Origin of the sequence: Chlorogloea sp. CCALA 695 (genome assembly GCF_003003885.1) — a bacterium.
GTDB lineage: Bacteria > Cyanobacteriota > Cyanobacteriia > Cyanobacteriales > Chroococcidiopsidaceae > Aliterella.
The window spans coordinates 50,646-77,638 of sequence record NZ_PVWN01000009.1 but is presented as its reverse complement, the minus strand read 5'-3'; the positions used below and the strand labels follow the sequence as shown (position 1 = coordinate 77,638).

Genomic DNA, 26,993 nt, shown 5'->3' with positions numbered 1-26,993 from the left:
CTCGATTAATCCATCTCGTCAAATAGCTGCTCCTCTAGTAGCGGCTGAATTTTATTAAATTCTTCTTGAGAAAGTAGCTCTGGCTTTCCGGTGGGGGTCATTTTGGCGAAGAAAAGTAAGGGGTCAAGAGGGGTATAAATTGAGTATTCTTGCTCTTGATGATAAAAGTTTGATAGCAATTGCAACTGTTCAGGTTCTAATTCTGAGCCTTCTTCTTCACTTTCTAACGTAAATAGCTCCGCATCTTCCACTGGGGGAAGTTCGCCAGCGACAGTAAGCGCGAAAGCCGTGCGCCGGAGGATCAAGTTTTGTTCAGCTAGTACAGCTTCGGCGGTAGCAAAGATTTGGTCAATAGTTTCGTCATCTTCGATTGGTACGGCTTCTTCCTCATCTCCTTCACCCTGCCAAGCAAAAATTTCGATGGCTGAGTCTTCCGGGAGTAGCAATACATATTCTATATCCCCAACAAATAGCGATCGCTCGATATAACAGGGAAGACTTCGCCCAGTTTCATCAGTAAGGGTGATGGAAGCTGTTGGGGCTGGATCGTTTTCTTCAGAGGATGGAAACATAGACGATGGGGGACTGTCAATTTGTTATTAACAGTACCTAAATTACTTGCGCGTTTCTTAGGTACTATTTGTCAGCTTTCAGGATATCACGGGATGCGAACTTAACGGCAATTAAGTTAACTAAGGGGAGTCTCCACCTGTAAAGGTTTACTACTGCGTCTTAAGTCTAGCCAGCGTTGTAAGATAATTGCGGCAGCTTTGCGATCAATTAGCCCTTTGGCGATAAACTGGGTAGATTTTTTTTCTAAATTAATTAATTGCTCGGCTTCCACCGAAGTCAGGCGCTCATCTATGTATTCCATTGGCAGGTTTAAAACCTGGGCAAGTTTTGATGCTAGTTTTTGTACTTGTTTAGCCTGATAACCTAGTTCACCCTTCATTGTATAAGGTAAACCAACTACCAAAATTTGAGCATTGCGCTCTTGCACCAGTTTTTGAAACTGAGCTACATCTAGAGTAAAAGTTTGCCGCTCAATAGTAGTTAAGCCTGTAGCAATTAAGCCCGTACCGTCGCAACCAGCTACGCCAATGCGCTTTTTGCCAATATCTAAGCCCAGGGCAGAAATCCTCGGTAACATGGGTATAAAGTGGTTACTGGTTGCCTAATTCTGACGGTGGCAACGATTCTATATTCGAGTAACTGCTAGATTCGGATGTTAAGTTAGCAGCTTCGCTAGTTACTTCTATTGGCGACAATTGCTGTTTGGATTGTCCAATCCAAGACATTCCCCCGGCTACTGGTTTACGGGCTGGTTGAAATCCTTGCAACATTTCTGACCATTGCAATCCCTCTAAAGAGGCAAATTTAGACTCGCGCAGCTTGTGGTATACCGAGCGCGACATCATCAAAGTATGTTCTACTCTTTTCGCGCCAATTTGCTCTAAATAATCTTCTCTTTCTTGTTGGTAGTCCGCCGAGGCTAATTGCAAAGATTGAGGTGGCAAATCTTGAGCAATTCGAGCAAGTTGCGACAATAACTCTGGGTACAGCCAAGTATAGGCGGGATGAACAGTGAGAGTAGCTACGTGAGGCTGCGTACCTTGGCGACACATCCGAATTTGAAAGTAGCCAATGGCGGCTTTGCGTTGGGGTTCAAAAACGTAGCCACTAACTACTTCAAGCTTATTTAACCACTGTTGGTAGGCTTGAACAATGCCACCTAGCAAGCTAGTTTTAAAGTCGTCCGCATTACGGTCAAATACTTGACGCACCAAAGGCGGCATTGAGGCGGTATCTAGTTGATATAGTAATTGAGCATCGGCATTGCTTACAGGCAAAAGATTCGGCAAATCGGGTTCGCGCAACGCCAATTCTTGCAACAAACTAGGGGTAATTTCCCAGTAAGTTTGTTGAGCTAAAGTTTGAAAGCCATTTTGACGATAAACAGCTAAGGAATCTTTATCATTAATATCAACTTCCAATAACCAAGTTCTAGCTTCGCCCACCATTTCAAAACAGTGGCGTAGTAGCGCTGAACCAACACCTTGAGCGCCCGATTGAGCATCTACTAATAATCTTTCTACCCGCCAAGTGCTGCGAGTGCGGTTGCAAGGCGAAATTTGAATTGTCCCTTGGACGCGCTTGGCTTGCTCGGCGACATAAATACAAAAGTGGTATTGCAGGGGGTTGGGAAACAAATTTAAAAACTTTAGCAAGCCGTACCAGCGACGCAGTAATTTTAATTGATTCTGTGTAGCTGCTATTGGCTTATCTGAAACGAAGGATTCGGTACAGAGACGCTCAATTCCTTCTATATCCCGGCGTTGAACCGTGCGAATAACAACGTTTAGATTTTGAGGAAGTACGGAAGTCATGATTCGTCTGGTTGCAATCCAGCCTAAAGTTAGTTAATATGCTGCACCCATATTTTAACGACTTTCTGTATTTATGCCGCTAATCTAAAGAGCGATTTTAAGATTAGACCTGACAAAAGGAACTGACAGGAGTTGCCAGGTCTAAATACATTACTTAACGTGCTTGACGGGACACTAATTTTTCAAAATTTGCTTGGGTTTGATGTAGCAATTGTTCGCGGCTATCTCCCGCAGTTTTGTTGAAGGTGGGGACTAGGTTTCGCGCTTGCAAAGCCATATGCAATTGCAGATGAGCAACATATTCGCTGAAATCTTCACGAGTTAAATCGTTAGATGGTAGTGTTTGGTGTTGAATTGCCACGAGCGATGTTCTCCTCAAAATGGTTAATTTTTTACCAGATTAGAAATTATCACGTTGCTTTTGCGTATTACCTAATCTGTAATCAAGTGTAACAAAGGTGACTATTTCTTTTGACTTATGCCATCTTAACTAGGCGATCGCCACCTCTGCCACTTCTTTACAACTCGTTAATTTGTGTTCTTAGTCCGATAGCAATTTTACTATGCTTTTCAATTTGTCCCATTACTTCCTTGGCGCGGATAATCACTGTTGGCGGTAAACCCGCTAACCTTCCCGCTTCTATGCCATAAGACTTATCTGCGCCACCGGGTTGAACTTGGTGCAAAAATATAATCTGGTCGGGTAATTCTTTTACTGTCACTTGATAATTAGCGACATTTGGCAGCATTGAGGCTAATTCATTCATTTCGTGGTAATGAGTAGCAAAAATAGTTCTTGATTTAATTTCTTGGGCTAAATACTCCGCCACTGCCCAAGCAATCGAAAGTCCGTCAAAGGTTGCCGTACCGCGCCCAATTTCATCTAATAGTACCAGCGACTTAGACGTAGCATGATTGAGGATATTAGCGGTTTCGTTCATTTCTACCATAAAAGTAGATTGCCCGGTAGCTAAATCATCTACTGCGCCTACACGAGTAAAAATGCGATCGCATATTCCGAGTATTGCCTGTTTTGCCGGAACAAAGCAACCTACTTGAGCCATTAACTGAATTAATCCTAGTTGCCGTAAATAACAGCTTTTGCCACTGGCATTTGGTCCAGTTAAAATCACCAAATCCGGCTTTTCTAGAACTTCTTGGCTATTTGCTTCCCATCCTAGCATTGTTGAATTTGGCACAAAAAACCCTGATGGGATTGATTGCTCAACTACAGGATGACGACCATCAATAATGCTAATTTCTCGCCCTTCTACCATTTGCGGACGACAGTAGCTTTGATAAACCGCTACTTCAGCAAAACCACACAATACATCCGCCGCCGCCACCGCGCGAGAAGTATGGCGAATAATCTCCGCACTTTCCCCAACTTCTTGACGTAAAAGGGAAAAAACTTCGTATTCTAGGCGATTGAGGTCATCTTTTGCCGTCAAAATTCGTGCTTCTTTTTCTTTCAAATCTGGCGTAATATACCGCTCCTCATTGGTAAGAGTTTGCTTGCGAATATAATGAGCCGGAACTTGGTCAGCGCGCGATCGCGAGATGCTAATGTAGTAACCAAAGGTTTTGTTAAATCCGACCTTAAGTGTAGGGATTCCCGTACTTGCTTTTTCGTCAACTTCTAAGTTCGCAATCCATAGTTTGTCTTGTTCGACAGTTAGGCGCAACTCGTCAAGCTGAGAATTGATGCCACTGCGAATCAAACCACCGTCAGTAAGATACAAAGGGGGAGACTCTACTAAGTGAGCGTGGATTTGATGCCCCAACTGCTCTAATATTGGCGGTACTTTTTGCAAAGCTTTCAGATAAGGCGATTTAGCATTTTCTACTAACCGAGCTATTTCCGGTAGTTTTAATAAAGAATCGGCTAAAGAAACCAAGTCTCGCGCGTTGGCACTTCCCGAACTCGCGCGTCCGGTTAACCTTTCTAAGTCATAAATTTGCCGCAATAGTTGCCTTAAATCGTGACGCAGCGCCGTATCTTCAACTAATTCTTGAATGGTATCTTGGCGCGCTTTAATTCCTTTAATATCTAGCAATGGTTGCAAAAACCAACGCCGCAAAGCTCTACCACCCATTGCTGTACTGGTTTTATCAATTGCCCACAGCAAAGAACCATGTAAAATCCCATCGCGGACAGTTTGAGTAATTTCTAAATTGCGACGACTTTGGCTATCAACAATCAAAAAGTCTGTAATTGTATAAGTCCGCAATAATTGGAGTGCTACAGGGTTTTCTTTTTGGGTAGCTTCTAGGTATTCCAGCAATCCCCCCGCCGCCCGTACTGCTAGGGGCAATTGTTCAGCGCCAATTCCTTCTAAACTACGCATTTTAAAGCGCTGCAATAGCCGACTTCGAGCTTCGGCTTGTGTAAAAGGGGTTTGACTACGCATGGCATAGCAAAAGCAGCTAGGCAAGCAGCTAGGCAAGTGTGCGGACTTCTCACCTGGACGTAATAAACTACCCAAATCGGGGGCATTGGTGGGAAATAAGACTTCTGACGGCTGCAAACGCATCAATTCTTGGTTTAAATGCTCTAATCCACTCGATTGAGTAGTGAGAAATTCCCCCGTAGAGATATCTGCGTAAGCTAAACCCCAATGTTCTCCAGCAATGACAACGGCGGCGAGAAAGTTGTTGCGCCGAGCATTGAGCATTCCTTCGTCTAATAATGTACCAGGAGTTATGACTTTTGTTACTTCGCGCTTTACCTGGCGATTCTGCGCCGCCGCTACAGACGCATCTTCTACTTGGTCACAAATTGCGATCGCAAATCCTTTTTCAACTAACATGGCACAATAGCGGTCTATGGCATGGTGAGGTACGCCAGACATTGGTACTCGTCCAATTTCTTTACCTGCTTGAATGCTAGTTAAAACTAGCTCTAATTGCTCGGAAACCGTGCAAGCATCTTGAAAAAATACTTCAAAAAAGTCACCAACTCGGTACAATAGCAGCGCGTGAGGATACTGCTCTTTGATTTCAACATAATGCTGCATCATCGGGCTGAGTTTTTTCCGCTCTAACTCTCGATAATCGGCGTTAGGCATTGTATGTTCGCCTTGATTAGAGTCTGGCGATGATGGAGAGGAGGAAACGTTCATGACTAGAGGTTGCAGTTTGCTCAATATTGACTTTATCGCATGGATTTAATTGCTGTGGCGCTTACGCGACCGAAAAGAAAGGATTTGTTAAACAGTTAACTAAGATTTTTGGGCTTTTGGTGGGTAATTTGGCGAAATTCTTGCAAAAAATGCTTAAACAGTGAATGGTTACAGGTATTGTATTTATGGTTTTCAATGCTGGCTACGGGCTTCAATTCCATCATAGTTGCAGCTAAGAAAGCGCCCTCAAAGCTTCCTAATTCATTAGGTAAAATATCGCGCTCTACTACTTCAATATTTATTGACTTAGCTATGTCTAGTAACGTAGCGCGGGTAATCCCAGGAAAAATATTAGCATTAAGTGCTGGTGTAACAACGGCGTTAGATTGCAAGAAAAAAATATTAGCGGCGGTGGCTTCAGTAATTAAACCATCCCCATCAAGCATTATGGCATCATTAAAACCTTCACTTTGAGCAGCACGGCGACTAAGGTAGCTATTTACATAAGTTCCGCATATCTTCCACGTTACCGGAATTGCTTTGCTAGAAACGCGCTCGTATTTTGAAATATGACAAGTAAGGGGTGTAGCTTCGTCACGGGCGATAGTTACTGCCAAAATAGTCACATCTACAGGCATATCATCGCTAAAGTTGAGATAGGCTCCGCTACGGTAGACAATTGGGCGGATGTAGTAATTATTCGGCGGTATTGAGTCCAATAAACTCAATAGTCCCGATTCTAGCTCCTTATTTGACCAATCAAATTTTAATCCCATCTGCAACGAGCCATAACGCAAACGGTCTAAATGAGCTTCTAGACGATGGATGTAATAACAATCGCTATTGCAGTAAGCCATAATGCCATCAAACACGCCAACACCTAAATGTAGAGAATGGCTGGCGATGGATGGGGCAGCTTGTTCGCGTTCGACAAGTTTACCATTGTGCCAGGCGATCGCGGCAGGAGTAAAATTCATTTAATCGTTAGTTTTAGTGAAAAATCAAGTGTTAACTTCTCCGACGGCGAGGAGTTGAAACTGGAGTTACTGGCTGGTAAGCCTTCAGTCCCGCATCGCCCGTTAGTATCTCTACTTCTAAACCCGTTTTAGCGTAGTAATCGGCTACAGATTTGATGGTAGCATCGCCGATAGAAATTTTTTGCGCTGCTAGTTCGGGCCATTCCACCGCTAAATTTTTTAGTCCTTGTATATCCCAAAGAACTGATTGTTCAGTAAATGCTGCCCAGGGGGTTTCTTCTTTTGCTGTTTTGAGGATAATTTCAGCCAAATCTTGAGCTATTTTGTAGCGGTGTTCTGTTACAGATTGGGCGATGTGATTGCCAGTTTCTATAATTGCAGCTAAGGGAAGCACAAATATTGTTGATTTTTGTATTTCTTTTTTTAATAAGTCATCAACGCGCTGTTTATTCCATCGGTCTTTGTCAGACCCACAAGTGTCTTTTCCAGGAACTTCTAAATAAACACACAGAATAGAAGTGTCAATAATTAGCACTTTCTTCATAGTTGTAGCTAATTAACACTAGAAAGGCTTTTTTCTAGAGAACCTTGGGATGTTATTTTACCCAAGGTTCCCGATGCCATTAACTTAGGTAAGTTTTCAATATCTTCAAGCAGCGTCAACTTACTTTCTCCCGTTTCACTATCCCGGTGCGCTACAACTACAAAAGGTACTATTTCTGAACCTAAAGCATCTAATAAAGCTGGATTGTGAGTTGTAATTAATATATCAATTTGCCTGCGTTCTCCTATTTCTCGAAGCATCTTTATCAGCAACTCCGAACGGGATGGATGAAGCCCATTGTCTACTTCTTCAATTACTACTTGACTATTTTCTGTTCGTGTTAATAGGGTGGTAAGAATTGCTAAAAATCTCAACGTTCCATCAGACATCCCTCGCGCATCTATAAGTGTAGGTTTTTGATTTTGTACCCACATTTCTTGACAATACAGCATTGCATCACTATTAAATTTACCTACTGGTTCTGCCCATAATTTTTGAATATCTCGTTCTGGTAAATCTGTCACATATTTAGTTATTTCTGTTTCTACTTGGCTTTTTTCTGGTTCCTCTAAAGCTGCTAATATACCAGCAATATTAGAAGCATCGCTAAGTATATGGTCAGATAAAGGTGAATAAGAGCGCATTTTTGAAGGAATAGGATCTAGAATAAAAATGTTTTGTAAAACTTGGGAAACTATACTGATACCTTCAGTAATTTCTTGAGAAATAGAAGCTAAACCTGTTAGCTGACTTAGTATAGAATTAGATCTTCTTACCTCTTTAGGCTTACCCTTCTTCGTATTGTAAAGTCGTGCAACTATACTAGGACTATCTGGTGAGGATATATCCGTTTGAAACAAGGAAATTTTATGAGGATTTTTGTCTGTTTTTGGTCTTTTTGTAATTCTTACTAGAGACTCAGCTAAAAGTTGAACGCGAGGTTTGGTTTCTACAGTAATGCTGTAGAAGTAGTCTACCCGCTCATTGCTACCTTGAACTAATACTTCTAATGTAAACTGGCTTTCAGGTTTAAATGCTGCCCATTCTACACCACCCCGAATAGCAGAAAGTATTTCATTACCTAATAAAGCTGCTTGAATCTCTTTCCCTAATGCAGTTCTATTTAGAAACTCTAACCCATCAAGAGCGTTTGATTTTCCACTAGCATTTGTACCAATTAAAACTGTTAGTGGATCGATGAATAGTTCAGCATGACGATAACTTTTCCAGTTTTTAAGTATGAGTTTCTTAAGCATTACTTATTTTATCTATAAAATCTAATAAAATCTTTTGGGCAGTAAAAACTAACGGATATACACCTTTAGCTTTTTTTGAGTAATAGCTACCTTGTTTTATATTATCAATTGTCAAAAAATCAATGTCCCAACCTTCTAATAAAACTAAATCAGTTAGTTTTATAGTTAGTGGCGCATAATAAACATGGCGAATAGCTTTTTCGTCTGGATAACAGCCAAATTCTAGTAAGTTTGGTGGCGTATAACCGATTTCTTCTAATAGTTCTCTTTTTACTGCAACTTCTGGACTTTCCCCTAGTTCTAGGTGTCCGCCAAATAAACCCCAGTGTCCGGGATAAACTATATTGGGGATATCGTCGCGCAACTGCATCAAAAATTTGTCGTTTTGGTAGAGAATTGCGATCGCTACTCGTACAATTGAATTGCTCATAACTGTGATGCTGGGGTATGTTCAATTCTTTCTTGTTCCTCAACGTAAAAGTCGCCCAACTCTTCCGTTACTACCGGAATGCTTTGGTAACGAAGATTACCTTTAATTAACAACTTATCTGTGATTTTCAAACCTTTTTGACTGGTTATCGCCCAAATTGTCCCGCTAGAGTCTCTCATTTGATAAGCTTGCCAAGGTTCTGATAGTGGCACAATATTAATTACTTGTCCTTGGAGATAGACTGTTCCTTGATTGTTGGGAGATTTGATATTGCTAATATCAGTTACATTTCCAAGATTGATGCCATTAAAGGTAGATTTTCCTAAACTACTACAACTCATTAAGCCGCCGACTATAAAAAGATTAAAAGTAAGTAGATAAAACATTCTCATAGGTTGAGTTTTCATATAAAAATATATAAGTAAATTAGGAGTACAACGTTAAATTTTTATTGTCAACATCCAAAATATAGATAAATATATTTTAATCTCAAATAAAAATAGCTTTGCAACGGTTAAAAAAGATGTTAATTGATTAAATAGTTTTATCTAAAAATCCAGGTGTAATCTTAATGAATACAACAGCTAAATTATTAGACGGTAAGGCTTTAGCTCAAAAATTACAAACAGAGTTAGTAGACCAAATTAAAGCTTTGACACCGCAAATAGGGCGTAGTCCTGGTTTAGCTGTAATTATGGTCGGCGACAACCCCGCCAGCGCTGCCTATGTGCGAAATAAAGAGCGAGACTGTGTAAACGTCGGAATTACATCCTTTGGTCAGCATTTTTCCGCCAATACTAGCCAAGATGAATTAGAAAGAGTAATTCAGGCGCTTAATCAAGATGAACGAGTAGACGGAATTTTGGTACAGTTACCTTTACCAGAACCCTTAGATGCGGTTGCCCTACTACACAAAATAGAGCCTAACAAAGATGTTGATGGATTGCACCCGCTTAATTTAGGACGATTGCTAAGAGGAGAACCCGGTTTACGCAGTTGTACACCTGCGGGAGTTATGCGCTTGTTGCAGGAATACAATATTGAACTGAAGGGCAAAAAAGCTGTTGTTGTCGGTAGAAGTATTTTAGTAGGGAAACCTTTAGCACTGATGCTATTAGAAGCTGATGCTACGGTCACAGTGGCTCATTCTAAGTCCCATGACCTAGAATCTATTACTAAGCAAGCTGATATACTTATCCCCGCCGTAGGGTACGCAGGATTAATTACTTCCTCAATGGTGAAGCCGGGGGCGGTGGTGGTTGATGTGGGTATTAATAGTATTACAGATGTAAGTACAGGCAAAAGTCGTTTAGTTGGAGATGTAGATTTTGCCTCAGTGCAACAAGTCGCTTCCTACCTTACCCCAGTCCCCGGCGGTATTGGCCCGATGACTAGAGCGATATTGCTGCAAAATACTGTACTTAGCTATCGCCAATACCATAAAATTTCCTAAATTATGTTGCCCAAATCCCCGTAGAATTATTACGGATATAACAGCAGCTTGAGGAATCAACCGATGGTAGCAATGGATAATCTGCAAATGACTTTACAAAAAACCCAGTTTAATTTATCAGCTTATTTGCAAGAGTATCAAAGCCTTGTAGAAGCAGCTTTAGACCAGAGTATTTGTGTTGTCTACCCAGAAAAGATATACGAGGCAATGCGCTACTCTTTACTAGCGGGTGGAAAGCGGTTGCGTCCGATTCTTTGCCTTGCTACAAGTGAAATGGCTGGAGGTACGGTAGAGATGGCGATGCCTACCGCCTGTGCTTTAGAGATGATTCATACCATGTCATTGATTCACGATGACTTACCAGCGATGGATAATGACGACTATCGCCGGGGTAAATTGACTAATCATAAAGTCTATGGCGAAGATATTGCGATCTTAGCTGGTGATGGGTTACTAGCTTATGCTTTTGAATTTGTTGCCGTTAATACTCAAAACGTCCCAGCAGCGCAAGTTTTACAGGTAATAGCAAAGCTAGGAAGGGCGGTAAGTGCGGCGGGACTGGTGGGAGGTCAGGTGGTAGATTTAGAATCGGAGGGAAAAGCTGATGTCTCTTTAGAAACCTTAAATTTTATCCACAACCATAAAACCGCAGTATTACTAGAATCTAGTGTTGTTTGTGGGGGAATTTTGGCAGGAATGCAAGAGTCAGACTTGCAAAGGCTATCTCACTTCTCGCAAAATATTGGCTTGGCATTTCAAATTATTGACGATATTTTGGATATCACGGCGACGCAAGAACAATTAGGCAAAACTGCCGGAAAAGATTTACAAGCACAGAAAGTAACTTATCCTAGCTTGTGGGGTATAGAAGAATCACAAAATCAAGCACAACAGCTAATTACTGCTGCTATAGCTCAGTTAGAGCCATTTGGAGCCAAAGCGATCCCATTAATTGCGATCGCTCACTATATCACTAGCCGCACTCACTAACCTTAAAAATCAATCTTTTTTAAAACACCATGCAGGACTTTGGCGACATTTTAAATAACAGCGTGCTATACATTGCTGTCATAACTTGTCTTATCGCGCAAGCTTCAAAGCTAGTTATTGACTTAGCTAAAAATCGCAAGTTTAATGTCCGCGTTTTAGTTACTACAGGCGGAATGCCTAGCGCTCACTCGGCGCTGGTAACTTCTTTAGCTACAGGTGTCGGACAAACCGCCGGGTGGGCAAGTCCCGAATTTGCGATCGCTACTATTTTTGCTGCTATTGTCATGTATGATGCTGCCGGAGTACGTCAAGCCGCCGGAAAGCAAGCCCGGATTCTCAATCAAATGATTGACGAATTATTTAGCAAAGACCACGAATTTAACGAAGACAAACTTAAAGAATTGCTCGGACATACACCTTTTCAGGTGATTATCGGCTCTGTTTTGGGCGTAACTATTTCGGCGTTAGCTGCCCCGGCGTATTAAAATTTTATTCAAATCCGCGACAATCCGACCGGAAAACCGGGCTTTTATGTCATGATCCTAAAGTAAATAACAGGATTTAAGCAGAGGTAACGATTTATGGCACTAAGATTAGGCGATACCGTCCCTAACTTTAAACAAGCTTCGACTCACGGCGATATTGATTTATACGAATGGGCAGGAGATAGTTGGGTAGTGCTATTTTCTCACCCGGCGGACTTTACCCCAGTTTGTACGACAGAACTTGGACAAGTCGCTTATCTCAAGCCAGAACTTGACAAACGTAATGTTAAAGCCTTAGCCCTAAGCGTTGACAATGTTGAATCTCACCAAGGCTGGGTAGGAGATATTGAAGAAACTCAAGGAACTAAACTAAACTTCCCGATTTTAGCCGATCCCGATCGCCAAGTTTCTGACTTGTACGATATGATCCATCCCAACGCCAACAATACTTTAACTGTGCGATCAGTGTTTATCATCGATCCTCAGAAAAAACTGCGTTTGACGCTTACCTATCCGGCTAGTACCGGGCGCAACTTTGCCGAAATTTTGCGAGTGATTGATTCCTTGCAACTAACGGACAACTACAGCGTAGCAACTCCGGCTAATTGGGAAGATGGCGGCGACTGTGTAATCGTGCCATCACTTAAAGATCCAGAAGTGTTAAAACAAAAATTTCCCAAAGGTTACGAAGAAATCAAGCCTTATTTGCGGATGACTCCCCAACCAAATAAATAATTTTCACTAGGATAAAACCTGACAATCAAAACTTGTCAGGTTTTATCCTATCTACCAAGTAGGATCACTATATAGATTAATCGTTAAATGCGATCGCCCATTCGGTACAGCAGTAATACAAGCACAAATAGGATCGTCATCTATTTCTACCTCGCAAGCATGGCAAGAACCCATCATGCAGCCTGTAGAGATCGTGATTCCACACCGCTCGGCGACATCTAATATCAGTTCTCCAACTTCTGCTTGGGTGGTGATATTGTCTGGTAAAAACTGTACAGAAACCATGATTTTTACTTCAAAATATCGTTTAAATTCAAATGAGCTTCAATGCTAGTTGCCAAGGTATCAAGCATACTTTCTCGTTGCTCTCGGTAATTGGGAATGCCTGTAGGTAAGGATTTTAGACCTCGTTGCTGCCGAAGACGATTTAACCAAGCCCGTCGCCACGCGCCATTATCAAATAATCCGTGCAAATAACTACCCCAAACTAATTGATCTTTATCTACTAACCCTAAATTTGGATCGTCAAACAAGGGGTTGTAATCGCTTGTTATGGCATCAGGTTCAACCAAACGCGATCGCCCTTGATGAATTTCATAGCCAGCGACAGGTAAGCCGCTTTGAGGAAAGTTTGAAGTTACTTGTCTTTGTTTGGTAACTTTGTAATCGGTAATCATAGTTCTAATCGGCAATAATCCTAAACCCTCGCATTTGAGGTATTCGCTTTCTAGGCGATCGGGATCGGTTAAGTACTGCCCCATCATTTGATAGCCGCCACATATACCCAAAACTGTACCACCGGAAGCGGCATAATTTTTAATTGCCTCAGCCATGCCACTTTTTTGCAGCAATAGCAAGTCAGCAATAGTAGTTTTAGTCCCTGGAATAATTACAGCATCAGGGTGTCCTAAGTCTTGTTTGGGATGAATATATTTTAAAGACACCGTAGGCTCCGATTCTAGTGGATCGAAGTCAGTAAAATTAGCAATTCGTGGTAGGCGCAGAACACTAATATTCAAATCCCCTTGAAAAGCCGACGTTTTGCGCTCAAATAAATCTAACGAGTCTTCGGCGGGAAATACCTGTTCTAGCCAGGGGATCACCCCAATTACAGGAATACCTGTATATTTTTCTAACCATTCAATCCCTGGTTGCAAAATCGAGCGCATTCCTCGGAATTTATTAATAACAATCCCGCGAATTAAAGCGCGTTCGTCTGGTTCTAATAAAGCTAAAGTTCCTACTACATGAGCAAAAGCCCCACCGCGCTCGATATCTACTACTAAAATCGTTGGCGCATTAAGATGTTTTGCCACCCGCATATTAGTTAAATCGCGGTGTTTGAGATTGATTTCTGCTGGACTCCCCGCACCTTCACACACAATCAAATCAAATTCTGTACTTAAATGCTGCAAAGACTCTTGAATTGCTTGCCAGCCTATATCAAAATACTGCTCGTAGTAATCCGCCGCTCCCACTTTACCTACTGCTTTACCTTTAAGGATGACTTGAGATGTCATATCACCTTGGGGTTTAAGCAAAATTGGGTTCATATCGATAGTTGGCTGCGTCCCGGCGGCCCAAGCTTGTACTGCTTGCGCGTGACCAATTTCTCCCCCACTTGCGGTTACATAGGCATTCAACGCCATGTTTTGCCCCTTAAAAGGTGCTACTCGCCAGCCACGACGAGCGGCGATTCGACATATAGCTGTAGTTAGTAGAGATTTTCCAGCGTGGGAGGTTGTTCCCACTACCATTAAGGATTTCATAAGCAGTTATTAGGAAAAATACCAATTAAAAATGCCCCGTCTGTTTTATTCTTCCCTGTTCCTGCTTAGTTTTAACTATTAACTACAACCAATTTTTAAAACGGCCATCTCAACCACTGATTTATCGCATTGTACAAACGATCGCGCCAGGATGGTTGCCAATTACTAGCTGTATATTGCTCGATTAGCTGACTACCCAGGGGTGTAAGGCGAAAACTATCAGTAATTCCTTGTCCATCTACTTCGCGGCGGAGTATCCCGACTTGAATTAACCATCCTAGGGCATTGTCGGCGGCAAGTTCTGATATAGCTCGTCGAGTATAGCCATTTTCCACTCCCGCAACAGAAGCGATCGCATTAATCGGTACGCTTTGGTGACGCATCTTTGCTAGCAGATGCTCTTTAAAAGGCGAACAAAATAAACTTTGCTTGGCTCTAGCGATCGTTTTTGGGGAATACGTTATGGAATTATTACTTCTAGATTCAATAGTTGCCATTTTGTAATTATAAATACATTTACATCGAGAAACTATTGGTATTACTGTCAATTAGCACTGACTACTAATAGTTTAGATTATTAGCAAAAGCAAAAAACTTAATTGGCTTCTAGGGTTCCGTTTTAAATTTTCCCTTGCATCAGGAAATTTAAGCGCCAGGTACAAGAGAAGCGACTAACATTCATAAGAATATTAGTTACACGGCGGGAGAAAAACCCGGGAGAACCAATAACAGTTATACAACTGTTGTTGACTCCTGGGTTTTTTGTTGACAAAGTGCAGTTTTATACCAGGGAGCAGTTAAAATGACCGAACGCGATCACCCATTAGAAAAAAGTTTAGAATCTCATCCTCAGCAACCCCCTAGCGAGGCGGAAAGAGCCTTAGAAAGCGAAAGACAGTTACCTTTAACGGGTTGGTAACAAGAAGTCTCTAAGGGCTTAGAATTTGGTTTAGAAGGAGTAGAAAGTATAGGCGATCGCTCTATTCCTACTTTTTCTCGTGGTGAATTACCTCATTATGCGGGAATCAATGCTTTTTTAAAAGCTCTTTATATTGAAGATGTCCGTAGAGTTGGCGAATTTGATGTAGCAGTTGTTGGCGTACCTCATGATTCTGGCACAACTTATCGCCCCGGTACTCGTTTCGGGTCTCAAGGAATCCGGCGCATTTCGGCTCTTTATACCCCTTATAGTTTTGAATTAGGGGTATATTTGCGCGAACAAATTACCTTATGTGATGTGGGCAATATTTTTACAATTCCCGCTAATAATGAAAAATCTTTTGACCAAATTTTTAAAGGAATTGCTCACATTTTTAGCTCTGGCGCATTGCCATTTGCATTGCTAAGGCTCGTTTGAGTTGCCTGGAGTCAGGATTACTCTCAATAAACTTGACCAGTTCGTCCATTGTTCAATTAGTTCTTAAATGCTACATTCATTATTCACAATAGTTAAATACTCACTTTTCTTCAACTCATCTAGGATTGCTATAGTAACTACTTTTAGCAATGTAGATCCAAATTTTTTGCCTTCTCCGGCGAAAGTATTGGGGGCATTTGGGCGCTTGTGGGGTACGGGAGAGTTATTGAAAGATACCGTAGCGAGTCTGTGACGGGTGGGCGTAGGGTTTTCGCTGGCAGTATGTTCGATTTATGTAGGCGTATTGATGGGCAGTTTTGCCAGTATTAGAGCCTTGCTAGAACCTTTATTTGGTTTAGTCCGGTATATGTCTGCGCCTGCTTTTATTCCGTTGCTAATTTTGTATTTGGGGATTGGCGAAGAACCAAAAATTACTTTAATCTTCATTGGCGTATTTTTCTTCAACTCTTTGATGGTCATGGATACAGTCAAATTTGTACCCAAAGACTTGATTGAGGCAACCTATACCTTGGGTGGAAATCGGATACAGACATTGTTGCAGGTAATTTTTCCCACGTTATCCCAGGAATTATTGATGCTTGTCAGATTAACTTAGCCGCCGCTTGGCAATGGGTGATTGTGTCGGAATTAATTGCCGCCAATGAAGGCTTAGGGCGGCGAATCAGCGTTGCAGGAAGGTTTTTGAAAACTGATGAAATTTTTGTGGGGTTAATTGTGATTGGACTGACTTTTGACTTGCTAGTTCAATATTTATTAAGGATTTTATGTAGCTGGGCAAGTCAAAAAAGATAAATCTACCGTTGATCGTCTACCAAACAACCAGGGTCAAATCATGTATCTACAAGTCAATAGCTTACACAAAAACTTTGAGACAAAGCAAGGCTCTTCAGCCGTTTTGAAGGATATCAATATGACGATCGCACGCGGTGAATTTATCTGCGCTGTAGGAGCATCAGGATCGGGCAAATCTACCTTATTGCGTCAAATTGCCGGATTAGATAGCCCCACCACTGGAGAAGTTAAAGTTGACGGGAGGCGCGTAACTGGCTTTGGCTCCGACCGAGGAATGGTATTTCAGCATTACACGCTTTATCCCTAGATGAGCGTCCAAAAAAATACAGAATTTGGGCTGAAGTTACAAGGATTGTCCAAAAAAGAGCGCCGCGAAAAAGCCAGCTATTATTTAAGAGTAGTGGGGTTAGAAAACTTTGCCAAACCCTTACCAAAAGAGCTATCGGGCGGGATGAAACAACGCTGCGCGATCGCTCGTGCTTTGGCTTCTGAGCCAAAAGTAATGTTGATGGATGAGCCTTTTGGCGCGTTAGATGTCCATACCAAAGAATCCATGCACCAATTTATGTTAGAGCTTTGGGAAAAAACCAACTTAACAATTTTTATGATTACCCACAACGTAGAAGAAGCAGTATTTCTCTCGAATCGAATCTATGCTTTAACAGCGCGTCCCGGTACGATCAACAAGGAAATGTCAATTAAATTACCCGATCGCAACGTTACAGTTAAGCGCCACTCTATATTTCACGATTACCGAGATGAATTAATGGAATTGCTACGCGGAAACCCCTAGAGTGCGATCGCCGCCTAGATAGATGTATTTGCACCAAAGAAAACTGTTATAAATATCGAGGACTAGAAAACTTGATATTAAGGGCATACTATGGCTTTAGCAGTTGGCACAAATGCACCAGCATTTACCGTCAAAGACACCAATGGCAACACTGTTTCGCTATCTGACTATGCTGGTAAAACAGTAGTTTTGTATTTCTACCCCAAAGATGACACCCCAGGCTGTACTAAGCAAGCTTGTGGTTTCCGCGATGCAAGTACCGAGTATCAGGGCAAAGATGTAGTAATTCTAGGTGTTAGCGCCGATGATGAAGGATCTCATCAAAAGTTTACAGAGAAATATAATCTCAATTTTCCCTTGCTAGCCGATACTGAGAAAACTTTAATTAAAGCTTACGATGTCGATGGTGGTGGTTATGCTAAACGAGTTACTTATGTAATTGATAGTAGTGGCAAAATTACTCACGTAGATTCCAGCGTGAATACTTCTACTCATGCTAGTGATGTTTTGGCAACATTAGGTTTGTAGAATCAGTGTGCCTAGGGTATAAATTTTAGTGTAGAGACGTTGCATTGCAACGTCTCTAAGAATTTTAGACGTTGCAATGCAACGTCTCTACAAAATAATGTAACTATCAACCCCAATGCGTTCTTATTCTTTAATCGCTCCCGCAAAAATTAATTTATATCTAGAAATAATTGGCGATCGCCCCGATGGTTATCACGAATTAGCAATGGTACTGCAAAGCATTGATTTAGCTGATCAAGTTGATTTGCGAAGTCTTAGTACCGATACTATCTCTGTTCGTTGCTCTCATCCTCAAGTACCAATAAATCGCTCTAACTTAGCCTATCAAGCGGCGGCATTAATGGCGGCAGAATTTCCTGACGCTTTCGCCCAGTTTGGCGGCGTAGAAATTACTATTGATAAGCGTATTCCTATCGCGGCGGGTTTAGCTGGAGGTTCTAGCAACGCCGCCGCCGTTTTGGTAGGGCTAGATCTACTCTGGCAATTAGGATTAACTCAGTCAGAATTAGAAGAATTAGGCAGTCAATTAGGCTCGGATGTACCTTTTTGTATTGCTGGCGGTAGTGCGATCGCTACAGGACGAGGTGAAAGGCTCTCGCCCTTACCCAGCGTAGATAATTTGTATGTAGTGCTAGGTAAATACCGCCATCTAGATGTTGCTACTGCTTGGGCTTACCAAACTTACCGCGCGAACTTTGGCAATACCTACGTTGTCAATAAACAGGATCTTACTTCTCGTGCGGCGGCGGTTCATTCTAGCTCAATGGTACAAGCAATTATTCATGAAGATCGATTTCAAATTGGTCAAAGGCTACACAACGACTTAGAGCGCGTAGTCATCCCAGCTTATCCGCAAATATTGCAGTTGAAAGAGACATTTCAAAATGCTGGCTGTTTGGGCGCAATGATGTCGGGTTCAGGATCTACGGTATTTGCTCTTTGCGATAGCGAAAATCAAGCCCAAAAAGTGCATCAGCAAGGACGACTGCTTGCACAACCAAGCGATTTAGATTTGTTTATTGCTCGTTTAACTTCTACAGGCATTCAAGTAATGTCTAGTAATAAAGATTAGTAATTTTAACCATGAATGATCCCACTCCCACCGAACAGCCAGCAACCGATTCTAAGCCTCTCCCTAGCCCCCTACGCTCCTCTCTAGGGGGGCTAATTGCTTCAGGAATGGCGATCGCTTTATATCGCGTTACAGGGGCTATCTCTCAAGGTTTTGCCCAAAAACCTCTACATTCTGACAATGCCCTAGTTGTCAAAATTAGCATTGCTGTTCGTACTTTAGTTGTCGGTTTAAGTACCTTAGCCACTTTTATATTTGCCATTGTGGCTGTAGCTTTGTTCGCTTTGGCTATTCAGGCTGCGGTTCAACAGTTTAAACAACGTCCGTCTACTTGAAAATAGCTAAAGATTTTCCCTAGTTTGTAATTCTTATTTTTAAGCTTACTTTTCCTCAGATTTTCCCCAGGTTTTCCCCAGGTTTTAACGATAGCTAAAGACAAATACCTTCCTTGTGGATTATTTATTTTGCCATTAAAACTCTACAAGTACGCAGTTTGTATAAAGTTAAGTAACAAAAATAGACTAAAAGTCCTATTACTTCGTAGCTAATTTTCTTGAGCAAAAACAATTGCAATATTTCGTAGCATTGACAACTCTACCCCCTCGTAGCGCACAATAAAGCACTTGCCTCTAAAGTTCCTTTAGACTTTCACTAGCATTGACAGCCTAAGTTTGTGACTAAGAGGGAAGATTGTTTTATTTAAGCCCAAGGCGAGGTAATCAATGAGCAATACCCTTAGCATCTTGACGGAAATTCCCGAAGAACTACACCAGTCCCTCAAAAGCTACTTAGAAAATCATCCGGATTGGGATCAAGACCGAGTTTTTGCGGCGGCTTTATCATTGTTTTTGCTACAAAATAGCGATGGCGATCGCCGCGCGGCTAGAGTATATCTCGAAACTCTCTTTCATCACTGCTCGTAGAAACTAAAAATGCGCTCGCCGCATTGACGGCTACTAAGTTTTTCCTTTCATCTGTTATTGTGTAGGGTGATCAGGAGCCTCAAACTTATAGCCAACCCCTCGCACTGTCTGAATTAAGATCGGCTGTGTTGCATCTATTTCAATTTTCTTGCGAATTTGACCGATATGAACGTCTACAACTCTTTGATCGCCTACATAATCGTAGTCCCAAACTTCTTGTAATAGTTCCGCTCGTCGCCAAACTCTACCGGGATGACTGGCAAGAAAACGTAACAAGTCAAATTCTAAAGCAGTTAAAAGAATCAGGTGATTGTTTAGCGTTACTTCCCGTCGCTCTGGGTCTATTACCAGTTTTTCAAAGCTCAAACGCTGTTTCTCTGGGGCTGTAACTGTGCGTTGGCGCTTTAAAATTGCTCCAACTCTAACTTCCAATTCGCCTAAGCCAAAAGGTTTAGTTAAGTAGTCATCTGCTCCTTGAGCAAACCCGCGAATTTTATCGGCTTCGTCGGCGCGACTTGTGAGCATCAGCACAAAAACCTTCGTGCGTTTTTGCATCTCCTCACAAAGGTTGTAACCAGTCACATCAGGCAAATTCACATCCAAAATTACCAAGTCAGGGTTAAATTGCTCGAAGATTGCTAGAGCCGTTTTACCATCTTCCGCCGATTCTACTTGGTATTTCTGCTTGCTCAAAAAGCGTTGGATTAAATTACGAATTGCCGGATCGTCATCAACTATCAGAATTTTGGCAAGAGCCATAGCCATTACTTTGTACAACTAAAAGAGAGGATTGACAAGCAGATGCAACTTTTTTTCAAGTTATTGTATTCTTACTAATTATTAACTCATAACTTAACAAAACCAACAGTTGTTAACGTTCTTTAAGCGCGATAGAGCCACAAGCACGCAGAGCTTCGCAATTTATAGCCTTTACTTTTGAACGCTGATGTTGCCAGATCGAAAATTATATCCTAAATCCTCACTGTTTTTCCTTGGAACTAAAACAACAATATATTTAGGTAAAACTATAGCTGCACGTAGCTGTTAGCATATGCTAAAGTCCAATATAGAAGACAGGCTGCACGTTGCGATCTTGACCGTTGCCATTACCCAAAAAGATTAGTTACCAGTGGCAACGACTTTAACTAACACGTTAGTCTAAATTTATTTTTGTTTACCAGATGCTCCGATCGATGCTGAGGCGATAAAGTTACATGAGCGAGCCTAATCACTACGAAAAACTTGGGTTAAAACAAGACGCTACCTTCGATCAAATTCAAGAAGCTCGCAATCGCCTTGCAACGCAGTACAATGGCGACTCACAGCATTTGAATATGGTAGAGGAAGCTTACGATGCAATATTGATGGAGCGTTTGCGGATGCGCCAAGAAGGTAAAATCAAAGTGCCAGAAGGTATCAAATTTGCCGAGCGTCTTTCTCAACCACCCCAAAAGCAAAACCAAAGCCCTAAAATGCAATCGCCCTCGTGGCTGGAAAAATTGCGCGATCGCCCTAGCCCCAAAGATATATTATTGCCTGGGGGTTTATTTCTAAGTTTGAGCGGATTGAGCGTTGTTTATCCAACAGTCGGCGCTCAACTATTGCAAGTAGTGCTAATGGTGGGCGTATGCCTAAGTATTTACTTTATTCGGCGCAAAGAACAAAACTTTAGCCGCGCCATCCTAATAACAGGAGCCGGATTAATTGTTGGGCTAGTAGTGGGCGGGTTACTGGCTAACTTGCTAATTTCTCCCCTAAACCAAATTAATATCCAAGCAGAGCAATTCTCTACGGTGGTAACGTTTGTTGTTCTCTGGCTAGTTAGTAGCTTTTTGCGCTAGTTAAGCTACTTGAGACAAAGATTTGGCAATTAAAATCTCTACAGCCTCGCTTAAAGTTTCCACAATTAAGTCGGGTTTGTAGAGTTGGAGTTGTTCGCGATCGCGGATACCGCATAAAACCGCCATTACTTTGACATTGTGGTTTTTAGCTGCTATGATGTCTGCCTCTGTATCTCCGATCATCCAAGTATCTGCTACTGAAGGGAGTTCTACTAAGGCTCGTTCCATTAGTAAAGCCTTATCATCAATATCGCAGGTTTTGACATAATCATTTTTGAGGCAGTAGCAGCGATTTTTTGGAAAAAATCTGCCCAAATCGTAGCGGTTAAAAGCATAATCTAATTCTTTGACCCGGCGCATAGTCATTACCGCCAAATCTATCCCCGCCGCTTGGACTTTTTCAAGAGCTGCCACAGCACCGGGAGCGAGGCTATCGTAGCTAAAATAATCAGGAGTATGTACGGTTTGGCGACGCAATTGAGCAAAGGTTTTTGCTTGGGTTTCATCTAGCCCAGAAATAATGCCAATTTGGTTTTCAAGAACGCGCGATCGCTTCAATTGCCAAAATTCTGCCTTGTCTAGCGGCTTTACAGACTGTTCGGGGTGCTTGCTAGTTTCTAAACAATATTTGTAAACCTGGTAATAGCGCTCGGAAACATCAGTAATTGGCCCATCAAAGTCCGTAATTATTCTTAACATTTAGACACAAAAGATAAACTTTATTTATACGTTATCTCAAGCTGGGCAAAATTGTACCGGAGTGAGTTTTAAATTCCTAATCGGATTGATTAAAAATCTTGCAAACTACCCCTTTTAAGTTGTTCGCGTTCGATAGCTTCAAACAAAGCCCGAAAATTGCCTTCCCCAAAACCCCGCGCTTGCTGGCGGCGCTCGATAATTTCTAGGAAAAAAGTAGGTTGGCTAAAAATTGGTTGGGTGAAAGTCTGCAAGAGTATCGCTTGGGGAACTGTCGGTTGCCAATCAACCAAGATTTCGTGTTCGGCAATTTCTGCTAGTTCAGCAACCCTTAGCGGCAGTCCTGGGCGTTGTTGGAGTTGCGTGTAGTAGCTGGGAGGTACAGGGAGAAAAGCAACCCCACAGCGCCTAAACTGGGCGATCGCGCTGATAATATTTGCGGTTTCAAGAGCAATATGTTGGATTCCCGCGCCTTTATTGGCATCTAAAAATTCTTGAATTTGGGAATTAGGGGAAGCAGGTTGATTAATGGGAAACTGGACTTGATTATTAGGAGAAACCATAACTTGACTGTGTAAAGCCGAGCGCTCTGTTTGAATTTTGAACGCTTGTTTAGCCTGAAATCCTAAAGTATCTTGATACCAAGCCACCGCCGGATCTAATTCTCCTGCTTCAACGTTTAGCACAACATGATCGATGCCAGTAAAGCTAGAAGGGGAGAAAATCGATTTTTTTTCAACTTTTTCAACCAGAGTATGAGTCAAACTACCCCAAGCAGAAATTTTCGCCCACTTGCTCCCGTTTGCTGTGTCTATTTGCACGTTTTCTAGGACTTTTGCGCCACCAAAACTTGCAAGGGCGATCGCATTTTCCACATCATCAACACTAAAAGCAATATCCGCAACTCCTGGGGGATGCTGGTTTAAAAACTTAGCTACAGGACTTGTAATATTTAGCGGTGAAGACAGAACAAAACAAACAGCGCCGTTGTTTACTACTTCCGTGCAGGTGTGCCAATCTTCACTACTAGCTACCGATTGAAACCCCAACTGGTTAATAAACCAGTCGCGGGAAGCTTGGGCATTTTCTACATAGAAGTGAACGCGGTCAATTTTCATAAATCTGTCAAAATCCAGCTTTTAAGCTCACTTTAAGTAAATTTTGCCCGATCTACATCAACTTGCAGGTCACTCTCTAGTATTGACTTTGCTTTACTAAAAAAATAAATGACTTTCTGGCTGAATATTTATTTCCATTGGTACAGCTTGAGGATCGGCGGCTAGAGCATACAAAATAGCTGAGGCAGCCGTTTCGGTACTTAGCATTTTTTTTCGGTCTACCTTCAAACTGACATTATCCCAAAAAGGCGAATCTACCCCACCAAAGTAGAATAGCGTGAACTTTACCCCAAAACGCTTTAATTCTTCTGCCATGCACTTACTGAAGCCCACTACAGCGTATTTTGAAGCACAATAAGCAGAAGCCATTGGCATTGAGTGCTTGCCTAAAATTCCTACTACATTACAAATATGTCCTGATTTGCGCTCCTGCATCAACTCCGCCGCCCTTTGACAGGTGTAGAAACTGCCCTTTAGGTTCACGTCTAACATGGCATCCAAATCGGCTGATTCTACGTTGCTGTAAGGCTTCATTACCCCTGCTCCCGCCGCATTAACTAAAGCATCTATTTGCCCAAACTCGACAATTACTTGCTTAAATAGTGCATCTACTTGCTCTGGTTTAGTAATATCTGTAGGAATAATAACAACTTCTCCTGATAGCTCCTCGGCTAAAGTTGCCAATTTGTCCTTGTCTCGTGCTACCAATACTAAACGCGCTTCAGCATTAGCGGCTTTGCGGGTCAAAGCAGAACCTATACCACCCGTTGCGCCCACAACTACAATAACTTTATTTTTCATAAGTCTTTACATTTCTTAACGTATCTTCCCATAATAACCATAGACAGGTAGATCGAAAGACCTAGAAAAGGAGACAATTAACCTCTTTAGTTTGATCTCTAGGAGCTAGGTGGTGAGAAGACTTAAAATTAAGTTAAATTTAATTAAGATTCAACACAAATATCGATTACTTAGCTTGCGGCTAGATCCCTAAAACTTGTTTGGTAAGCAGTTACATCTAAAAGCTTAATCCCGTAAGGGCTACAGTAATAAATTAGAGTAAAGATAATTTGCGATTTTTACAAAAATAGAGGCAGCTAATTGATGAAATTTTCTTGGAAATCACTGGTACTGTGGACTTTGCCACCTTTAGTCATTGGATTTTTCTTTTGGCAAGGAGCTTTTGCAACGGCTCCGGTGGATACAACTAAAAATACCGCTAGTACCCGCATGACCTACGGGCGGTTTTTAGAATATATAGATTCAGGACGAGTCAAAACTGTAGACTTGTACGAAGGTGGTAGAACAGCCATAGTTGAAGCTGTAGATCCAGACTTAGACGATCGCATTCAACGCTTGCGGGTAGACTTACCTTACAATGCACCAGAATTGATTGCTAAGTTACGAGCAGCCAATGTCAACTTAGACTCTCACCCGATGCGGAATGATGGCGCAATTTGGGGTTTGCTAGGAAATTTGGTTTTCCCGATATTGTTAATTAGCGGTTTATTTTTCTTATTTAGACGCTCTAGCAATATTCCCGGTGGGCCTGGTCAAGCAATGAATTTTGGCAAATCAAAAGCCCGTTTTCAAAGCGAAGCTAAAACTGGAATCAAGTTTGATGATGTAGCCGGAATTGATGAAGCTAAAGAAGAATTAGAGGAAGTAGTTACTTTCTTGAAGCAGCCAGAAAGGTTTACGGCGGTAGGGGCAAAAATTCCCAAGGGCGTATTGCTAATTGGACCTCCAGGAACAGGTAAAACTTTACTTGCAAAAGCGATCGCAGGAGAAGCTGGAGTACCATTTTTTAGTATCTCTGGTTCGGAATTTGTCGAAATGTTCGTTGGTGTGGGAGCTTCTCGCGTCCGCGACTTGTTTAAAAAAGCCAAAGAAAGCGCTCCTTGCTTAATATTCATCGATGAAATTGACGCAGTAGGTAGACAACGGGGTGCAGGAATTGGCGGCGGTAACGATGAAAGAGAACAAACTCTAAACCAGTTACTCACAGAAATGGACGGTTTCGAGGGCAATACAGGCATTATTATTATTGCTGCTACCAACCGCCCAGACGTACTTGATTCGGCGTTATTGCGTCCGGGTCGTTTTGACCGCCAAGTAACGGTAGATGCGCCGGATCTCAAAGGACGAGTAGAAATACTAAATGTCCACTCGCGCAACAAAAAACTTGCAGCTTCGGTATCCTTAGAAGCGATCGCGCGGCGGACTCCAGGCTTTACGGGAGCAGATTTAGCTAACTTGCTCAACGAGGCGGCAATTTTGACCGCTAGACGGCGCAAAGATGCGATTACCCTAGCAGAAATTGACGATGCGGTAGATCGGGTAGTAGCAGGAATGGAAGGTACGCCTTTAGTTGATAGCAAGAGCAAGCGCTTAATTGCTTATCACGAAATTGGACACGCCTTAATTGGGACTTTGGTTAAAGACCACGATGCAGTCCAGAAAGTTACGCTAATTCCACGCGGACAAGCTCAAGGATTGACCTGGTTTACCCCTGATGAAGAACAGGGATTGATATCTAGAGGGCAACTGAAGGCTAGAATTACTGGCGCATTGGGCGGTAGAGCGGCAGAATACGAAGTATTTGGCCCTTCGGAAATTACGACAGGTGCAGGCGGCGACTTGCAACAGTTAAGCGGAATGGCAAGACAAATGGTAACTAAGTTTGGTATGTCTGACTTAGGGCCATTGTCGTTGGATAGCCAGAGTAGCGAGGTATTTTTAGGGCGCGATTTGATGTCGCGCTCGGAATGCTCGGAAGCTATATCTTCCCGTGTAGACGAGCAAGTACGGCTTATCGTTGGTGCGTGCTACGAACACGCCAAGCAGATAATTAGAGAAAATCGCACTGTATGCGATCGCTTAGTTGATTTGTTGATTGAAAAAGAAACCATCGACGGTGAAGAATTACGACAAATTGTAGCTGAGTATACAGACGTACCAGAAAAGCAGAAGTTTGTACCAACTCTGTAATTAAGATTGATTAAATTAAAAAGGGATGACATTTTGTCATCCCTTTTTTTGTGCTTGGCAACAATTGGGCGCTGTGATTAGTCAATTTAAAATAAATAGTTACTTAATATGAAAATAAAATTTTTAACTTATTTAATTAGTCCCTTAGTCGTTGCTGTAGTAGCGATTGGTGCAACTAACGCCCAAACAAAAATTATAAATCAGTCTAAACTTGCGATTAATGGCATTGGCTCAATTCGAGTGGGAATGACCGTTGCAGAGGCAAGCAAAGCCGCAGGTATTAAGCTAGTTGGTAAAGTAGAGTCTAGTTGCTATTACGTCCAGCCTCAAGGCGCACCTAAAGGTCTGGGATTGATGGTGACAGATGGGCGCATTGCTAGAGTAGACGTATATGATAAAAGTTCCGTTACTACTCTAAGCGGCGCAAAAATTGGTGATACCGAAGCCCGAATTAAAGCACTGTATCCAGGACAAATAAAAGTCAGCGCTCATAAATACACAGGAGACAGTGGCGGACACTATTTGACGTTTGTACCTAAAGATAAAAGCGATCGCTCTTATCGACTGGTATTTGAAACTGATGGAAAACGAGTCCTTCGCTTTAGAGCCGGAAAATTACCAGAAGTCGAATACGTTGAAGGGTGTTCTTAGTTTATATACTCAAATACTGACTAACAACTTTGTAATTGCCGTCCCAATTAAGATATAAAGCT

General features: G+C 42.0%; 30 protein-coding genes and 2 pseudogenes. 15 read left to right on the top strand and 17 right to left on the bottom strand.

Annotation, left to right across the window (positions count from 1 at the left end; all coding sequences use genetic code 11):
* Window positions 1-5: 5 nt before the first annotated feature.
* The 10 genes from C7B70_RS07235 to C7B70_RS07190 all read right to left on the bottom strand — a co-directional run bounded on the left by C7B70_RS07235 (window position 6) and on the right by C7B70_RS07190 (window position 9,123).
* The gene (locus C7B70_RS07235) at window positions 6-572 is read right to left on the bottom strand and encodes a DUF3727 domain-containing protein (RefSeq protein ID WP_106368388.1); all 567 of its coding nucleotides are present in this window, start codon (window positions 570-572) and stop codon (window positions 6-8) included.
* Window positions 573-688: 116 nt separating this feature from the next.
* Window positions 689-1,150, bottom strand: a complete 462-nt coding sequence (gene ruvX, locus C7B70_RS07230; protein WP_106368387.1) for a Holliday junction resolvase RuvX — start codon at window positions 1,148-1,150, stop codon at window positions 689-691.
* Window positions 1,151-1,163: 13 nt separating this feature from the next.
* Window positions 1,164-2,387 (bottom strand): GNAT family N-acetyltransferase, encoded by a 1,224-nt coding sequence (locus tag C7B70_RS07225; RefSeq protein WP_106368386.1) that lies wholly within the window; start codon window positions 2,385-2,387, stop codon window positions 1,164-1,166.
* A gap of 154 nt (window positions 2,388-2,541) precedes the next feature.
* Window positions 2,542-2,742, bottom strand: coding sequence for a hypothetical protein (locus C7B70_RS07220; protein ID WP_106368439.1), 201 nt, complete (start codon window positions 2,740-2,742; stop codon window positions 2,542-2,544).
* Between the two features lie 163 nt (window positions 2,743-2,905).
* Window positions 2,906-5,509, bottom strand: coding sequence for a DNA mismatch repair protein MutS (gene mutS, locus C7B70_RS07215; RefSeq protein ID WP_106368385.1), 2,604 nt, complete (start codon window positions 5,507-5,509; stop codon window positions 2,906-2,908).
* Window positions 5,510-5,604: 95 nt separating this feature from the next.
* A complete protein-coding gene (locus tag C7B70_RS07210; protein ID WP_106368384.1) occupies window positions 5,605-6,486 on the bottom strand; it encodes an aminotransferase class IV in 882 nt (293 codons plus the stop codon).
* 31 nt (window positions 6,487-6,517) lie between these two features.
* Complete coding sequence (locus C7B70_RS07205; protein ID WP_106368383.1) at window positions 6,518-7,030, bottom strand: hypothetical protein; 513 nt, start codon at window positions 7,028-7,030, stop codon at window positions 6,518-6,520.
* An 8-nt stretch (window positions 7,031-7,038) separates the two neighbouring features.
* Window positions 7,039-8,286 carry an AAA family ATPase gene (locus C7B70_RS07200; protein WP_106368382.1) on the bottom strand — a complete coding sequence of 416 codons (1,248 nt, stop codon included), beginning with the start codon at window positions 8,284-8,286 and terminating at the stop codon, window positions 7,039-7,041.
* On the bottom strand, window positions 8,279-8,716 hold the full coding sequence (locus C7B70_RS07195; protein WP_106368381.1) for an NUDIX hydrolase: 438 nt from the start codon (window positions 8,714-8,716) through the stop codon (window positions 8,279-8,281). Before C7B70_RS07195 ends, C7B70_RS07200 begins: the two co-directional genes overlap by 8 nt.
* Window positions 8,713-9,123 carry a hypothetical protein gene (locus C7B70_RS07190; RefSeq protein ID WP_146134016.1) on the bottom strand — a complete coding sequence of 137 codons (411 nt, stop codon included), beginning with the start codon at window positions 9,121-9,123 and terminating at the stop codon, window positions 8,713-8,715. The genes C7B70_RS07195 and C7B70_RS07190 overlap by 4 nt, the downstream gene beginning before the upstream one ends.
* Before the next feature lie 164 nt (window positions 9,124-9,287).
* On the opposite strand from C7B70_RS07190, the gene folD reads away from it, so the two are divergent.
* From folD to C7B70_RS07170, 4 genes are all read left to right on the top strand, one after another.
* Window positions 9,288-10,169, top strand: coding sequence for a bifunctional methylenetetrahydrofolate dehydrogenase/methenyltetrahydrofolate cyclohydrolase FolD (folD, locus tag C7B70_RS07185; RefSeq protein WP_106368379.1), 882 nt, complete (start codon window positions 9,288-9,290; stop codon window positions 10,167-10,169).
* Window positions 10,170-10,232: 63 nt separating this feature from the next.
* Window positions 10,233-11,159 carry a geranylgeranyl diphosphate synthase CrtE gene (gene crtE, locus C7B70_RS07180; protein WP_106368378.1) on the top strand — a complete coding sequence of 309 codons (927 nt, stop codon included), beginning with the start codon at window positions 10,233-10,235 and terminating at the stop codon, window positions 11,157-11,159.
* A gap of 29 nt (window positions 11,160-11,188) precedes the next feature.
* Window positions 11,189-11,644 carry a divergent PAP2 family protein gene (locus C7B70_RS07175; RefSeq protein WP_106368377.1) on the top strand — a complete coding sequence of 152 codons (456 nt, stop codon included), beginning with the start codon at window positions 11,189-11,191 and terminating at the stop codon, window positions 11,642-11,644.
* Window positions 11,645-11,740: 96 nt separating this feature from the next.
* Window positions 11,741-12,379 carry a peroxiredoxin gene (locus C7B70_RS07170; RefSeq protein ID WP_106368376.1) on the top strand — a complete coding sequence of 213 codons (639 nt, stop codon included), beginning with the start codon at window positions 11,741-11,743 and terminating at the stop codon, window positions 12,377-12,379.
* Between the two features lie 51 nt (window positions 12,380-12,430).
* Here C7B70_RS07170 and C7B70_RS07165 read toward each other — a convergent pair whose 3' ends face one another.
* The 3 genes from C7B70_RS07165 to C7B70_RS07155 form a co-directional block, all read right to left on the bottom strand.
* Window positions 12,431-12,667 (bottom strand): 2Fe-2S iron-sulfur cluster-binding protein, encoded by a 237-nt coding sequence (locus C7B70_RS07165; protein WP_199192114.1) that lies wholly within the window; start codon window positions 12,665-12,667, stop codon window positions 12,431-12,433.
* Window positions 12,668-12,669: 2 nt separating this feature from the next.
* Complete coding sequence (gene cobQ / locus C7B70_RS07160; protein WP_106368374.1) at window positions 12,670-14,148, bottom strand: cobyric acid synthase CobQ; 1,479 nt, start codon at window positions 14,146-14,148, stop codon at window positions 12,670-12,672.
* Between the two features lie 95 nt (window positions 14,149-14,243).
* Window positions 14,244-14,645, bottom strand: a complete 402-nt coding sequence (locus C7B70_RS07155; protein ID WP_106368373.1) for an Npun_F0494 family protein — start codon at window positions 14,643-14,645, stop codon at window positions 14,244-14,246.
* Between the two features lie 305 nt (window positions 14,646-14,950).
* Here C7B70_RS07155 and C7B70_RS07150 point away from each other — a divergent pair.
* From C7B70_RS07150 to C7B70_RS07120, 8 genes and pseudogenes are all read left to right on the top strand, one after another.
* Window positions 14,951-15,490 (top strand): annotated as a pseudogene (locus tag C7B70_RS07150) (arginase family protein); the annotation flags it as partial.
* A gap of 271 nt (window positions 15,491-15,761) precedes the next feature.
* Entirely contained in the window at window positions 15,762-16,121 is a 360-nt protein-coding gene (locus C7B70_RS27605; protein ID WP_233220847.1) for an ABC transporter permease, read from the top strand.
* Window positions 16,122-16,138: 17 nt separating this feature from the next.
* A complete protein-coding gene (locus C7B70_RS27600) occupies window positions 16,139-16,318 on the top strand; it encodes a hypothetical protein (RefSeq protein WP_233220846.1) in 180 nt (59 codons plus the stop codon).
* Between the two features lie 40 nt (window positions 16,319-16,358).
* A pseudogene (locus C7B70_RS07140) lies at window positions 16,359-17,111 on the top strand (ABC transporter ATP-binding protein).
* A gap of 90 nt (window positions 17,112-17,201) precedes the next feature.
* The gene (locus C7B70_RS07135) at window positions 17,202-17,639 is read left to right on the top strand and encodes a peroxiredoxin (protein ID WP_106368372.1); all 438 of its coding nucleotides are present in this window, start codon (window positions 17,202-17,204) and stop codon (window positions 17,637-17,639) included.
* A gap of 115 nt (window positions 17,640-17,754) precedes the next feature.
* On the top strand, window positions 17,755-18,711 hold the full coding sequence (ispE, locus tag C7B70_RS07130; RefSeq protein ID WP_106368371.1) for a 4-(cytidine 5'-diphospho)-2-C-methyl-D-erythritol kinase: 957 nt from the start codon (window positions 17,755-17,757) through the stop codon (window positions 18,709-18,711).
* A gap of 11 nt (window positions 18,712-18,722) precedes the next feature.
* A complete protein-coding gene (locus C7B70_RS07125; protein ID WP_106368370.1) occupies window positions 18,723-19,046 on the top strand; it encodes a DUF3082 domain-containing protein in 324 nt (107 codons plus the stop codon).
* Window positions 19,047-19,433: 387 nt separating this feature from the next.
* Window positions 19,434-19,634 (top strand): DUF2811 domain-containing protein, encoded by a 201-nt coding sequence (locus tag C7B70_RS07120; RefSeq protein WP_106368369.1) that lies wholly within the window; start codon window positions 19,434-19,436, stop codon window positions 19,632-19,634.
* A 54-nt stretch (window positions 19,635-19,688) separates the two neighbouring features.
* Here C7B70_RS07120 and C7B70_RS07115 read toward each other — a convergent pair whose 3' ends face one another.
* Entirely contained in the window at window positions 19,689-20,393 is a 705-nt protein-coding gene (locus tag C7B70_RS07115; protein ID WP_106368368.1) for a response regulator transcription factor, read from the bottom strand.
* Window positions 20,394-20,848: 455 nt separating this feature from the next.
* Here C7B70_RS07115 and C7B70_RS07110 point away from each other — a divergent pair, with 455 nt between their 5' ends.
* A complete protein-coding gene (locus C7B70_RS07110) occupies window positions 20,849-21,475 on the top strand; it encodes a CPP1-like family protein (protein WP_106368367.1) in 627 nt (208 codons plus the stop codon).
* Here the strand turns inward: C7B70_RS07110 and C7B70_RS07105 are convergent, their stop codons facing one another.
* The 3 genes from C7B70_RS07105 to C7B70_RS07095 all read right to left on the bottom strand — a co-directional run bounded on the left by C7B70_RS07105 (window position 21,476) and on the right by C7B70_RS07095 (window position 24,090).
* Window positions 21,476-22,174, bottom strand: coding sequence for an HAD family hydrolase (locus C7B70_RS07105; RefSeq protein ID WP_106368366.1), 699 nt, complete (start codon window positions 22,172-22,174; stop codon window positions 21,476-21,478).
* 89 nt (window positions 22,175-22,263) lie between these two features.
* A complete protein-coding gene (gene hppD, locus C7B70_RS07100; RefSeq protein ID WP_106368365.1) occupies window positions 22,264-23,289 on the bottom strand; it encodes a 4-hydroxyphenylpyruvate dioxygenase in 1,026 nt (341 codons plus the stop codon).
* Between the two features lie 96 nt (window positions 23,290-23,385).
* Entirely contained in the window at window positions 23,386-24,090 is a 705-nt protein-coding gene (locus C7B70_RS07095; RefSeq protein WP_106368364.1) for an SDR family oxidoreductase, read from the bottom strand.
* A 303-nt stretch (window positions 24,091-24,393) separates the two neighbouring features.
* Here C7B70_RS07095 and ftsH2 point away from each other — a divergent pair, with 303 nt between their 5' ends.
* A complete protein-coding gene (ftsH2, locus tag C7B70_RS07090; protein WP_106368363.1) occupies window positions 24,394-26,280 on the top strand; it encodes an ATP-dependent zinc metalloprotease FtsH2 in 1,887 nt (628 codons plus the stop codon).
* Between the two features lie 108 nt (window positions 26,281-26,388).
* Window positions 26,389-26,931, top strand: a complete 543-nt coding sequence (locus C7B70_RS07085) for a hypothetical protein (protein WP_106368362.1) — start codon at window positions 26,389-26,391, stop codon at window positions 26,929-26,931.
* The last annotated feature ends 62 nt before the right edge of the window (window positions 26,932-26,993 follow it).